Source organism: Streptomyces sp. NPDC006739 (genome assembly GCF_042869815.1).
Taxonomy (GTDB): Bacteria; Actinomycetota; Actinomycetes; order Streptomycetales; family Streptomycetaceae; genus Streptomyces.
On sequence record NZ_JBIAGM010000017.1, the window covers coordinates 88,307 to 101,152 of the forward strand.

Genomic DNA, 12,846 nt, shown 5'->3' on the forward strand with positions numbered 1-12,846 from the left:
CGGGCCGGTGGGCCGTCAGTTCCGGTGATAGAAAGAGCGGTCTGAGAACTGGCTAAAAATCAGTGAACGAGGGGGAAGAACGCTGATGGCTCAGCCGCCCGACCAGCCGCCGCAGTACGGCGGTCACGGAACACCGCAGGGCACACCACCCGGCGCACCTCCTCCTCTTCCTCATCAGCCGCCCCAGCCGGGTTACGGATACCCCCAGCAGCCGGGCCCGTACGCCCAGCCCGGCCCCTACGCCCAGCCGGGCCCGTACGGCGCGCCGCCCGCGCCTCCCGGACCGTACGGACAGCCGCAGCAGCCGGGGCCGTACGGACCGCAGCCCGGCTACGGGTATCCGCAGCAGCCGCAGTACCCGGGCGTGCCCGGCACCCCGCCCCCCGGCGGCAGCGGCGGCCCGTTCAAGGGCAGGACCGCGCTGGTCATCGGCGCCGCGGTGGCCGCGCTGCTGGTCATAGGCGGCACCGTCTACGCGGTCACGAGCGGCGGCGGCGACGGTCAGAAGAAGCCGGTCGCCCACCGGAGCCAGGACGACAGGCCCTCCGCCTCCGACAGCCCGGTCAACCCCGGCGACGGCAGCGGCGGCGGCTCGGACCCGGAGAACCTGAACAAGGGCCGCCGGCCCGGTGAGGCCAAGGTCCTCTGGTACAAGACCGCGCCCGACGTGCCCGGTTCCGGGGCCGGCGCGCCCGGTATGTGGATCACCGGCAAGGTGGCGGTGAAGGCGGCGTACCGGCAGGTCTTCGCCTACGACGTCGGCAACGGCGACCCGAGTTGGGCCCCGGTCACCTTCCCGCAGAAGATCTGCGCGGTCACCGGGCAGAAGTCGGCGGACGACAAGATCGTCGTGGCCTACATGAGCGGTGTCAGCGACCGCGCCAAGTGCAACCAGCTCCAGGAGATCGACCTCGACACCGGCCACCGGGGCTGGAGCGGCACGGTCGACGACGGCGGCCTGTTCGACAGCGCGATCGACATCCGACTGACCGTCAGCGGCAGGACGCTGATGGTGGGCCGCTCGCAGTCGGGCACGGCGTACGACATCGACAGCGGCAGGAAGCTGTACGACAAGAAGCAGTACGGCGCGGCCTGTTTCCCGTCGGCGTTCGCGGGCGGCACCGGCCGGCTGGTCCAGGTGGCCTCCTGCGGCGCGGGCGGCGGCGACGCGCACGACGAGATCCAGGAACTCGATCCGGCCACCGGACGGGTCCGCTGGACGCAGAAGGTGAAGAAGGGCTGGTCGGTCGCGCGGACGTACTCCGTCGACCCCCTCGTGGTCTACCTGACCAACGAGGACAAGAAGGCCTGGAACATCTCCACCTTCACCGGTTCCGGCAGGTTCCGCTCCGAGGTGAAGGTCGACGACAAGTTCGCCCCCCAGTGCGGCTGGGCGATCGACGGCGACCTCCAGGGCTGCCAGGGCGTCGCCGCCGACGCCGACACCCTCTATCTGCCGACCCAGGCGAGCACCGGCGCCAACGAGATCGTCGCCATCAGCCTCGTGGACGGCAAGGCGAAATGGCGGACCAGGTCCCCGGCGGCCGAGTCGATGTACCCGGTCGAGGTCGCGGGCGGCAGGCTCGTCGCGTATGTGCACCCGTCGTACGACGCGGGCGGCCAGGTGGTGTCGATGCCGACCACCGGTTCGAGCCACCCCACCACGAAGCTGCTGCAGAACCCGCAGGGCACCGCGCAGATCGAGGACGGCTTCTACGACGGTGCCGTGGACTGGGCCGACGGCCGCTTCTACATCTCCACCACCCAGCTGTCCGGCAACGGCGACACCAAGGCGAAGTTGATGATGGCGTTCGGCAAGTGAGCCCGGGCCGCGCGATCGCGCTTCTGCCGTCATCCCCTCCCTTCTTCCCTTCCTAGTCTTCCCGAGGTACCTCCGTCATGACCCAGCCGCCTCCGCCGCCGCCCCATCAGCCCCCGCAGCAGGGCGGTTTCGGCCCGCCCCAGGGCCAGCCGCCCCAGCAGCCCGGTTACGGCTACCCGCCGCCCGCGCCCGCCCCCGGCTACGGCTACCCGGCCCAGCCGCCGAACCCGTACGCGCAGCCGGCCCCGCCCCCCGCCGCCCCGTACGGCGGGCCGCCGGCCTACGGCCAGCGGCCCCAGCCCGGTTACGGCTATCCGGGGCAGCCCACCGTGCCCATGCAGCCGCAGCCCGGGCAGCCGGGCGGCTCGGGCAGGCCGAGGACGACGCTCGTCATCGTCGTGGCCGCGCTCGTCGCGATCGCCCTGATCGTCGGCGGCGGCATCTGGTACGCCAAGTCCTCCGGCGGCGCCGGCAAGAAGGAGAACACCGCGAGTTCCGGCGGCGGCACCGGCGGCGGGGACGGTGGCGGCACCGGCGGCCCCTCCTCCGGCGCCAAGGAGAAGGCGCCCGCCGACCCCGCCGCCAAGCTCCTCTACCAGGTCCCGATGCCCAAGGTGAACGACACCGTCGCCACCCCCGGCTCCTGGCTCACCGACAAGGTGTACGCCAAGAGCGGCGTCGCCGAGATCGTCGGCTACGACCCCACCACCGGCGGCAAGGTGTGGACGATCAAGCTGTCCGGCCCGGTGTGCGCGGCCAGCCGGGAGGTCACCGCGGACAACCTGGCGGCGATCACCTTCCAGCCGAAGATGCCCGCCAAGGGCTCCACCGCGGGATGCAGTCAGATCGCCGCGATCGACCTGAAGGCGGGCAAAAAGCTGTGGACCAAGTCGGTCGGCTCGGGTGACTTCCCGATCAGCTTCCGTAACGTCACGGTCGCCCAGCACACCGTCGCGGTCGGCAGCACCAACGGTGGCGCCGCCTTCGACATCACCTCCGGCGATGTGCTGTGGCAGCCGAAGCAGGCCGACACCTGCTACGACGGCGGCTACGCCGGCGGCGCCAAGCTGGTGGCGGTGCGCACCTGCGGTGAGTTCGACAACAAGCAGCTGCACATCCAGACCATCGACCCGAAGTCCGGGAAGGTGATCTCCGAGTACAAGATGGCCCAGGGCATCGACTACGCCAGTGTCGTCTCCACCGACCCGCTGGTGGTGGCCGCCGACGTCGGCGACAGCGCCAAGGACGGCAGCGGCATCTCGGACTACTTCTCCATCGACAACAGGACCGGCACGCTGCGCACCCGTATCTCCGCGCCGAGCGACACCTACGGCGGCCACTGCGACGGCCTCACCCGCATCGACTACTGCACCGAGATCGCCGTCGGCAACGACCGGCTGTACGTGCCCACCGAGGTGCACAACGGCACCGGCCCGGTCAGCGAGAGCAACGAGGTCATCGCCTTCGACCTGGCCACCGGCAAGCAGACCGGCCAGCGCGCCGACTCCGGCGACGGCTACACGCTCTCCCCGCTGCGCATGGACGGCGGCAACCTGATCGCCTACAAGAAGCCGCCGTACGACAAGGGCGGCCAGATCGTCAGCATCGACGGCGGCTCCTTCAAGGAGACCGAACTGCTGGAGAACCCCGCCACGCAGAGCGCCCGGGACCTGGAGTCCAGCATGCTGCCGGACATCGCGGAGTACGTCTACGCGCGGGGCCGCCTCTTCATGTCGGCCGTCTACGCCGACAAGCCGTCCTCCGGCTCGGAGAAGGAGGACCTGGTGGTCGCGTTCGGCACGGGGGGCTGATCGCGCGCGCGGCGCGCGCCCGCCCGAGGCGCGTGCCGTGCGCCCCCTTAGCGAGGGAATGCCACCAATTTCATCGATCCGGGGCACTTCTCATCGGTAGGGGCAGCGCAACGTCGAACAAGCGTGTAGCTTCCGGGGGCATGAGGGGCGGGGTACCTGGGGCTGGGGGGTTGCTCTATGGGAGTGCGGCTCATGGTGGTCGACGACCACCGGTTGCTCGCGGAGGCGCTGGCCTCGGCGCTCAAGCTGCGCGGACACCGGGTGCTCGCGGCGGCGGCGCCGGCCGCGGGCGCGGCGGAGCTGGTGATCGCACGGGCGCCCGAGGTGTGCCTGCTGGGGACGTCGGTGCCGGCCGAGCCCGGGATCTTCGACCCGGTGGTGCGGATCAAGCGGGAGCGACCCCAGGTGGCGGTGCTGGTGCTGGGTCCGGTGCCCTCGCCGCGCGGGATCGCGGCGGCCTTCGCCGCCGGTGCGTCGGGGTACGTACGGCATGACGAGCGCATCGAGGGTGTCGAGCGGGCGATCATGAAGGCCAGGGCGGGCGAGGCGGCGGTCGCGCCGCAGCTCCTCCAGGTCGCCTTCGGCGAACTGCTCAACCCCGCCGCCCAGCCCGACGACGAGGGCCAGCGCCTGCTCCAGATGCTCACCCCGCGCGAGGTCGAGGTCCTGGTCAGAGTGGCCGACGGCGAGGACACCCGGCTCATCGCGGCCGGCATGGGCATCGCCCCGAGCACGGCCCGCACCCATGTCCAGCGGGTCCTGATGAAGCTGGGCGTCGGCTCCCGCCTGGAGGCGGCGGCCCTGGCGGCCCGCACAGGCCTGCTGGACCGGGCGGTCCCCCCGCCGTGACCGGTGCCGCGGACAGGCACGCACGCCCTCCACGGCACCGATCCGGCTCGGGACCCGGGGCGCGTCACCTCGGCTCGGTCGGCTCCTGGTGGTCCGGGCCGGCCTCCGGGGGGAGCGGGGGCGCAGTGGGCCTCAGTTTCAGCCAGGCCAGGAAGAACAGGCCCAGGAGCAGCATGCCGATGCCGGTCCAGAGGTTGATGTTGACTCCCTGGGCCTTGTCGATCGCGGCCTTGGAGTCGGTGATGCCGGTGACGGTGACGATGACGCCGTAGACGACGAACAGGCCGCCGATGATGCGCCGCAGGTCGAAGATGCGGGCGGCGGTCGCCGACTTGCTCTCGAGGTCGGTGACCTCCCGCTGGACGTCCTGCTCGGAGTACCCGTGGCGGCCCAGGGGGCCGGAGTTCTCGGTCATGGTCTCTCAATCCTCCCGCGTCAGAACGAGAACGGGATGTAGCAGACGGCGGCCAGGACGACCGAGCCCCAGCCGAGCAGGGCGGGCCTGCGGTACCAGGCGTCGTCGCCGGCGGCGGGCGGCTCGGCCATGCCGGGGGAGCGGGTGCCGTAGACCAGGCCCTGCAGGTCCTCGGCCGGCTTCGGCTTCGTGAACAGGGACACCACGACCATGACGACCGCGCCGGCCACGAAGCCGGCGATCGCGGACACGAAGTTGGCGCCCTGGTCGGAGGGGATCGAGATGATGCCCTTCTTGTAGAGCACGAAGTAGTTGACCATCGCGGTCACGGTGCCGGCGAGCAGGCCCCAGAAGCCGGACCTGGCCGAGGCGCGCTTCCAGAACATGCCGACGATGAAGACGACGAACATCGGCACGTTGAAGAAGGAGAACAGCGTCTGCAGGTAGCTCATGATGTTCGAGAACGAGGACGCCAGGAACGCCGTACCGACGGAGGCGGCCACGCCGATCACGGTGATCAGGCGCCCGAAGCGCACGTAGTAGGCGTCCTCGCGGCCCTTGACGACGTAGCGGGCCCAGATGTCGTTGGTGAACACGGTGTTGAAGGACGACACGTTGGCGGCCATGCCGGCCATGAAGGCGGCGAGCAGACCGGTCACCGCGATGCCGAGGACGCCGTTGGGCAGCAGCTCCTGCATCAGGTAGGGGATGGCGTCGTTGTACTGCAGCTTCGAGCCGGGGGTGCCGATCTTGGGCACCAGGGCTGCGGCGACCAGGCCCGGGATCATCACCAGGAAGACGATGAAGACCTTCGGGTACGCGGCGATCAGCGGGGTGCGCTGGGAGGCGGAGAGGTTCTTCGCGGACAGCGCGCGCTGCACCTCGGCGAAGTTCGTCGTCCAGTAGCCGAAGGACAGGACGAAGCCGAGACCGAGCACGATGGTCAGCCAGTTGGCGCCCAGCGGGTTGACGCTGCCGATCCCGGTACCGCCCCAGGCGGTGGTGAAGTTCGCGCCGTGGGTCGCGGTGAGCTTGTCGGTCAGACCGCCCCAGCCGCCGACCTTCTTCAGGCCCAGGACCACGATCGGGATGAGGGCCGCCAGGATCACGAAGAACTGGAGCACCTCGTTGTAGATCGCCGAGGACAGGCCGCCGAGGGTGATGTACGCCAGCACGAAGGCGCCGGCGACCAGGATGGCCACCCACTGGGGCCAGCCCAGCAGCGCCTCGACGACGATCGCCAGGGCGTAGAGGTTGACGCCGGCGATCAGGATCGCGGCGAACGCGAACAGGATCGAGCTGAGCAGGTGGGCGGCCTTGTCGAAGCGCAGCAGCAGGAACTCGGGGACCGAGCGGACCTTGCTGCCGTAGTAGAAGGGCATCATCACCAGGCCGAGGAAGACCATGGCCGGGATGGCGCCGATCCAGTACCAGTGGACGGTGTACGCGCCGTACTGGGCGCTGTTGGCGGCCATCCCGAGGATCTCGGTGGCCGCCAGGTTCGCCGAGATGAAGGCGAGGCCGGTGATCCAGGCGGGCAGCGAGCGTCCGGAGAGGAAGAAGTCGAGGCTGGTCTTGACCGAGCGGCGGGCCGCGAAGCCGATGCCGAGGACGACGACGAAGTAGATCGCCAGGATCGCGTAGTCCAGCCCGTTGGTGGGGAGCCGTAGCCCCGCAGCCAGTTCTGTGGGGGCATATGTGGGGGTTTGCATGAGAACTCGCTTCGTTGCGCGAACTGATCCAGAGCGGAACCTACGCCTCCGCGTTCAATTATTGAACACTTCTGTTGGCGTTCTTTGTTTGATTGTGATGGTCCAGGGGGTGGTCGAGTGTGGTCTGTTATGTTTGATTGTGTTGAGTGATTGGGTGCGGACAAACCCTCGGGGCGACCCGGCGGTGTTGAACAAGGAGTCCGGCGTGAAGAAGACCTCGACCCGGCTGGCCGACGGTCGTGAGCTGATCTACTACGACCTTCGGGACGACACCGTGCGCGACGCGGTCGACCGTCGCCCGCTGGACCGTACGGTCACCACCTCCGAGATCCGCCCCGACGTGCTGCTCGGCGACTCGGTCGCCATCGCCTCCCACCGGCAGGGCCGCACCTACCACCCGCCGGCCGACGAGTGCCCGCTGTGCCCGACCGAGGGCGACCGGCTGAGCGAGATCCCGGACTCGTCGTACGACGTCGTCGTCTTCGAGAACCGTTTCCCCTCGCTGGCCGGCGACTCCGGCCGCTGCGAGGTGGTCTGCTTCACCTCCGACCACGACGCGTCCTTCGCCGACCTCACCGAGGAGCAGGCGGCGCTCGTCCTGGAGGCGTGGACGGACCGGACGTCGGAGCTGTCTCATCTGCCCTCCGTCGAGCAGGTCTTCTGTTTCGAGAACCGGGGTGCGGAGATCGGTGTGACCCTGGGTCACCCGCACGGCCAGATCTACGCCTACCCGTTCACCACCCCCCGCACCGCACTGATGCTGCGTTCCCTGGCCGCCCACAAGGAGGCGACCGGCGGGCAGAACCTCTTCGACGCCGTCCTGGAGCGGGAACTCGCCGGGGAGCGGGTCGTCCTTGAGGGTGAACACTGGGTCGCCTTCGTGCCGTACGCCGCCCACTGGCCGTACGAGGTCCACCTCTACCCCAAGCGCCGCGTGCCCGACCTGCTCGGCCTCGACGAGGACGCGCGCACAGAGTTCCCCCAGGTGTATCTGGAACTCTTGAGGCGCTTCGACCGGATCTTCGGCGAGGGTGAGCCTCCGACGCCCTACATCGCGGCCTGGCACCAGGCCCCGTTCGGCGCGCTGGAGGAGTTCGACGGCGTGCACCGCGACGACTTCGCGCTGCACCTCGAGCTTTTCACCGTCCGCCGCACTTCCGGCAAGCTGAAGTTCCTCGCGGGTTCCGAGTCCGGCATGAGCGTGTTCATCAACGACGTGCCGCCGGAGTTCGCGGCCGAGCGACTGCGGGAGGTAGCGAGTTCATGAGCGGGAAGTATCTGGTCACCGGCGGCGCCGGGTACGTCGGCGGCGTGGTCGCCCAGCACCTGCTGGAGGCCGGCCACACGGTCACCGTCCTCGACAACCTCTCGACCGGCTTCCGCGAGGGCGTGCCCGCCGGGGCCACGTTCATCGAGGGCGACATCCGCGACGCCGGCAAGTGGCTCGACCCCTCCTACGACGGCGTCCTGCACTTCGCCGCCTCCTCGCAGGTCGGCGAGTCGGTGGTGAAGCCCGAGAAGTACTGGGACAACAACGTCGGCGGCACCATGGCCCTGCTCGGCGCGATGCGCGAGGCGGGCGTGCGCACGCTGGTCTTCTCCTCCACGGCGGCGACCTACGGCGAGCCGGAGGAGGTCCCGATCGTCGAGACCGCCCCGACGAGGCCCACCAACCCCTACGGCGCCTCCAAGCTCGCCGTCGACCACATGATCACCGGTGAGGCCGCCGCCCACGGCCTGGGAGCGGTCTCCCTGCGCTACTTCAACGTGGCGGGCGCCTACGGCGCGCAGGGCGAACGGCACGACCCGGAGTCGCACCTCATCCCGCTGGTCCTCCAGGTCGCCCAGGGCCGCCGGGACGCGATCTCGGTGTTCGGCGAGGACTACCCGACCCCCGACGGCACCTGCGTGCGCGACTACATCCACGTCGCCGACCTGGCCGAGGCCCATCTCCTCGCGCTGCGGGCCGCCCGGCCGGGCGAGCACCTCATCTGCAACCTCGGCAACGGCAACGGCTTCTCCGTGCGCGAGGTCATCGAGACCGTCCGCCAGGTCACCGGCCATCCGATCCCCGAGGTGGTGGCCCCGCGCCGGGGCGGCGACCCGGCGGTCCTGGTCGCGTCCGCCCGAAGCGCCCACGAGCGCCTCGGCTGGCAGCCGCGGCGCGCGGACCTCGCCGGTATCGTCGCCGACGCCTGGGAGTTCGCCCAGCACATCGCAAGGGAGCAGTAGTGGGGGCACAGCAGGTCCGCGAGGACTTCGTCGAACTGTACGGCGCCGAGCCGGAGGGCGTCTGGTCGGCGCCCGGCCGGGTCAACCTGATCGGCGAGCACACCGACTACAACGACGGCTTCGTCATGCCGTTCGCGCTGCCGCACGTGGCGACGGCGGCCGTCTCGCGCCGCGAGGACGGCGTGCTGCGCCTGCACTCCTCGGACATCGAGGGCGGTGTCGTACAGCTGTCGCTGGACGCCCTCGCACCCGGGAGCGACCAGAACTGGACCTCCTACCCGGCGGGCGTGGTCTGGGCGCTGCGCGAGGCGGGCCACCCGGTCACCGGCGCCGACATCCACCTGGCCTCCACGGTCCCGACCGGCGCCGGCCTGTCGTCCTCGGCCGCCGTGGAGGTCGTGGTCGCCCTGGCGCTGAACGACCTGTACGACCTCGGTCTGCAGCGCTGGCAGCTGGCCCGCCTGTGCCAGCGCGCCGAGAACGTCTACGTCGGCGCGCCGACCGGGATCATGGACCAGACGGCGTCCGCGTGCTGCGAGGAGGGCCACGCCCTCTTCCTCGACACCCGGGACCTCTCCCAGAAGCAGATCCCCTTCGACCTGGCGGCCGAGGGCATGCGCCTGCTGGTCGTCGACACCCAGGTCAAGCACGCCCACAGCGGCGGCGAGTACGGCAAGCGCCGGGCCGGCTGCGAGAAGGGCGCGGCCCTGCTGGGCGTGGACGCGCTCAGGGACGTGCCGTACGGGGAACTGGACGCGGCCCTCGCCCGCCTCGGCGACGAGGAGGAGGTGATCCGCCTGGTCCGCCACGTGGTCACCGAGGACCAGCGGGTCGAACGCGTCGTCGCCCTGCTGGAGTCCGGCGACACCCGCGCGATCGGCCCGGTCCTGACCGAGGGTCACGCCTCCCTGCGCGACGACTTCCGCATCTCCTGCCCGGAGCTGGACCTGGTCGTCGACACGGCGCTGTCGGCCGGCGCCCTGGGCGCCCGCATGACCGGCGGCGGCTTCGGCGGCTCGGCGATCGTCCTGGCCGAGGCCCCGGACGTGGACACGATCACCAAGGCCGTTCAGGAGGCCTTCGCCGCGGCGGGCTTCACCGCGCCCCGCGTGTTCGAGGCGGTACCGGCCGCGGGGGCGCGGCGGGCCGGCTGAGGGTCTTCGTCAGCGTGTACTCCGTGATCCCCGGCGGATAGTCGGGGATCACGCACACCACCTGGTAGCCGCGCCTGCGGTAGAAGTCGGGGGCCTGGAAGTCCCAGGTCTCCAGGCGGGCGCGGCGGCAGCCCCGTTCGGTGCGGGCGATGCGTTCGGCCTTCGCCAGCAGGTGCGAGCCGAGGCCCGCGCCCCGGTGGCGGGCGTCGACCCACAGGTAGGTCACGTGCAGCCAGGCCGCCCAGGTGTGGCCGACCAGGCCGCCCGCCAGCTTCCCGGCCGGGTCCAACGCCCACACGTGCAGCGGCGCTTCGCGTTCGCCGGGGGTGCCGCGCAGCGCGGCCAGGACCGGGGACGCCGCCGTGTTGCTGTCCCGCAGGCGGGAACGGAGCAGATCGCGCCGGGCCTTGTCGACTTCCGCCTCAATACGAAACATGCGGCACACCATAAACGCGCAGGACGGCCAGTTCTGCAAATAGTCTTCCGCCGGCCGCCCTGGTCCGTACCCTGATGTGCAGTACCGGTGGGGGCCGGTGCTGATCAGGGGGCGAGACAGGCGGGTACGGCACCCGCGGTGGGGGTAGCAGTGTTCGCACGGCGGCGGCCGTGCGGTGCGTGTTGCGTCAGCCGCGGGGTGTCGTAACCGCGAGGTCGTCGTTCTCCGGGCCAGTGGGGGTTTCAGTGGTTCGCATCCGAGTCCTGGTCGTCGACGACCACCGCATCTTCGCCGAGTCGCTCGCCGCCGCCCTGGCCGCCGAGCCCGATGTCGACGTCTCCGCGGCCGGCAGCGGTCCGGCGGCACTGCGCTGCCTGGAACGCGCCGCCGCCGAGGGCCGCCGCTACGACGTGCTGCTCGTCGACGCCGACCTGGGCGGCCGGCTGCCCGGGGTGCGCGCGGCGGTGCCGGTGCGCGAGGGCAACGAGGAGGGCCTGGTCGACGGCATCTCGCTGGTGACCGGCGTCCGTTCGGCGCAGCCCGGCGTACGGATCGTCGTGCTCGCCGAGAAGGACGACCCCCGGCGGGCCGCGCTCGCCCTGCAGGCCGGCGCCTCGGGCTGGGTCGCCAAGGACTGCTCGCTGTCCCGGCTGCTGACGGTGATCCGGGGTGTGCTGCGCGACGAGACGCATCTGCCGCCCGCGCTGCTCACCGGCGTGCTCAAGGAGCTGACGGCCGCCCGCAAGCACCGCACCGAGAGCGAGCGGCTGGTGGAGTCCCTCACGCCGAGGGAGCGGGAAGTGCTCCGGTGCATGGTCGCGGGTCTGGGGCGCAAGGCCGTCGCCGAGCGGCTGTTCCTGTCCCCCCACACCGTGCGCACCCATATGCAGAACGTCCTCGGCAAGCTGGGCGTCCACTCCACCCTGGCCGCCGTGGCGCTCGCGCGGCGCGCCGGGGTGGGCCCGGTGGACCTAGCCGGGGATGTTGTCGAACGGGGCGGTCAACTGGCGTAGCAGGCCGGCCAGTTCGCTGCGCTGGGCGCGGGTGAGTTCCGCGAGGATCGCCCGCTCCTGCTCCAGCAGGCCCGCCAGTGCCTCATCGGCGCGGTCACGGCCCACCTCGGTCAGCCGGACCAGCACGCCCCGCCGGTCGCTGGGGTCGGGCAGCCGTTCGACCAGGCCCTTCTTCGCCAGCCGGTCGATCCGGTTCGTCATCGTGCCGGAGGTGACCAGGGTCTGGGTCAGCAACTGACCGGGGGAGAGCTGGTACGGCGTTCCGGCGCGCCTGAGCGCGGTCAGCACGTCGAACTCCCACGGCTCCAGCTGGTGCTCGGCGAAGGCCAGCCGGCGCGCCCGGTCCAGGTGCCGGGCCAGTCTGCTGACCCGGCTGAGTACTTCCAGCGGCTCCACGTCGAGGTCCGGGCGCTCCCGGCGCCACGCAGCGACCAGCCGATCGACCTCGTCCTCCATGACGATCAGTGTAGTGGTTGTGTCGATGTGAAGTCTCTTGATGTCGAGTTTCTCGATTCAATATCTCTTGACGTCGAGATAAATTTTCTGGGAAGGTGACGCCCATGACCCCTCACCCGACCGGCCCCTCCTGGGACCCCGCCCAGTACCTGCGCCACGCCGGCCACCGCGCCCGCCCCTTCGCCGACCTGCTGGCCCGCGTCCCCGACCTGCCCGCCGACCGGCCCCGCATCGCCGACCTCGGCTGCGGCCCCGGCAACGTCACCGTCCTGCTCGCCGACCGCTGGCCCACCGCCGAGATCACCGGGTACGACAACTCTGCCGAGATGCTCGACAAGGCCGCCGTCGAGCACGGCGGGCCCACCCCGGGCGGCGGACGCCTCGACTTCCGCCACGCCGACCTGCGCACCTGGACGCCCTCACGGCCGTACGACCTGATCGTCTCCAACGCCGCCCTGCACTGGATCCCGGGACACCTCGACGCCTTCTCCGCCTGGCTCGACGCCCTCACCCCCGGCGGCACCTTCGCCTTCCAGGTCCCCAACAACCTCGACGCACCCCTGCACGCCCTGATGCGCGAACTCGCCGCAACCGACCGCTGGAAATCCCGCCTCGCCGGCGTCCTGCGCGCCGAGGACTCCGTGCACACCCCCGGCGTCTACCTCGACCGGCTGACCCGCCTCGGCTGCGCGGCCGACGTGTGGGAGACGACGTACTTCCACGTCCTCGCCGGCGAGGACCCCGTCCTCGACTGGGTGAAGGGCACCGGCCTGCGCCCCGCCCTCACCGCCCTCGCCGACGACCCCGAGGCCCGCGACACGTTCGTGACGGAGTACCGGGACCTGCTGCGAACGGCCTACCCGAGCGCCCCGTACGGCACGGTCCTGCCCTTCCGCCGACTGTTCGCGGTGGCCCGGAAGGAGGAGTGACACCAGACGGGTGCCGG

The 12,846-nt window shown here is 71.0% G+C and carries 12 protein-coding genes; 8 read left to right on the forward strand and 4 right to left on the reverse strand.

Translation table 11 applies throughout. The features are described 5' to 3' along the window. The first annotated feature begins 85 nt into the window (after window positions 1–85). From ACFYMM_RS29970 to ACFYMM_RS29980, 3 genes are all read left to right on the forward strand, one after another. Complete coding sequence (locus tag ACFYMM_RS29970) at window positions 86–1,822, forward strand: PQQ-binding-like beta-propeller repeat protein (RefSeq protein WP_388391937.1); 1,737 nt, start codon at window positions 86–88, stop codon at window positions 1,820–1,822. A gap of 77 nt (window positions 1,823–1,899) precedes the next feature. Next, a complete protein-coding gene (locus ACFYMM_RS29975) occupies window positions 1,900–3,633 on the forward strand; it encodes a PQQ-binding-like beta-propeller repeat protein (RefSeq protein ID WP_388391939.1) in 1,734 nt (577 codons plus the stop codon). Window positions 3,634–3,810: 177 nt separating this feature from the next. Next, a complete protein-coding gene (locus ACFYMM_RS29980; protein WP_388391941.1) occupies window positions 3,811–4,482 on the forward strand; it encodes a LuxR C-terminal-related transcriptional regulator in 672 nt (223 codons plus the stop codon). A gap of 64 nt (window positions 4,483–4,546) precedes the next feature. Here ACFYMM_RS29980 and ACFYMM_RS29985 read toward each other — a convergent pair whose 3' ends face one another. After that, window positions 4,547–4,897, reverse strand: a complete 351-nt coding sequence (locus tag ACFYMM_RS29985; protein ID WP_388391943.1) for a hypothetical protein — start codon at window positions 4,895–4,897, stop codon at window positions 4,547–4,549. Between the two features lie 20 nt (window positions 4,898–4,917). Continuing rightward, window positions 4,918–6,609 carry a sodium:solute symporter family protein gene (locus ACFYMM_RS29990; protein WP_388391945.1) on the reverse strand — a complete coding sequence of 564 codons (1,692 nt, stop codon included), beginning with the start codon at window positions 6,607–6,609 and terminating at the stop codon, window positions 4,918–4,920. A gap of 205 nt (window positions 6,610–6,814) precedes the next feature. On the opposite strand from ACFYMM_RS29990, the gene galT reads away from it, so the two are divergent. Genes galT through galK form a run of 3 tightly spaced genes read left to right on the forward strand, consistent with a single transcriptional unit; the run spans window position 6,815 to window position 9,995 of the window. Then, a complete protein-coding gene (gene galT / locus ACFYMM_RS29995; RefSeq protein WP_388391946.1) occupies window positions 6,815–7,876 on the forward strand; it encodes a galactose-1-phosphate uridylyltransferase in 1,062 nt (353 codons plus the stop codon). After that, entirely contained in the window at window positions 7,873–8,841 is a 969-nt protein-coding gene (gene galE / locus ACFYMM_RS30000) for a UDP-glucose 4-epimerase GalE (RefSeq protein ID WP_388391948.1), read from the forward strand. Before galT ends, galE begins: the two co-directional genes overlap by 4 nt. After that, window positions 8,841–9,995: a galactokinase gene (gene galK, locus ACFYMM_RS30005; protein WP_388391950.1), complete on the forward strand. Its 1,155-nt coding sequence runs from the start codon at window positions 8,841–8,843 to the stop codon at window positions 9,993–9,995. Before galE ends, galK begins: the two co-directional genes overlap by 1 nt. Here galK and ACFYMM_RS30010 read toward each other — a convergent pair. Then, complete coding sequence (locus ACFYMM_RS30010; RefSeq protein ID WP_388391952.1) at window positions 9,937–10,431, reverse strand: GNAT family N-acetyltransferase; 495 nt, start codon at window positions 10,429–10,431, stop codon at window positions 9,937–9,939. The genes galK and ACFYMM_RS30010 overlap by 59 nt on opposite strands. Before the next feature lie 245 nt (window positions 10,432–10,676). On the opposite strand from ACFYMM_RS30010, the gene ACFYMM_RS30015 reads away from it, so the two are divergent. Next, window positions 10,677–11,444, forward strand: coding sequence for a LuxR C-terminal-related transcriptional regulator (locus ACFYMM_RS30015; protein WP_388391954.1), 768 nt, complete (start codon window positions 10,677–10,679; stop codon window positions 11,442–11,444). Here ACFYMM_RS30015 and ACFYMM_RS30020 read toward each other — a convergent pair. Beyond that, entirely contained in the window at window positions 11,403–11,900 is a 498-nt protein-coding gene (locus ACFYMM_RS30020) for a MarR family winged helix-turn-helix transcriptional regulator (RefSeq protein WP_388391956.1), read from the reverse strand. The two genes, ACFYMM_RS30015 and ACFYMM_RS30020, sit on opposite strands and share 42 nt — an antisense overlap. 104 nt (window positions 11,901–12,004) lie before the next feature. Here ACFYMM_RS30020 and ACFYMM_RS30025 point away from each other — a divergent pair, with 104 nt between their 5' ends. Further along, entirely contained in the window at window positions 12,005–12,829 is an 825-nt protein-coding gene (locus tag ACFYMM_RS30025; protein ID WP_388391958.1) for a trans-aconitate 2-methyltransferase, read from the forward strand. Window positions 12,830–12,846: the final 17 nt, after the last annotated feature.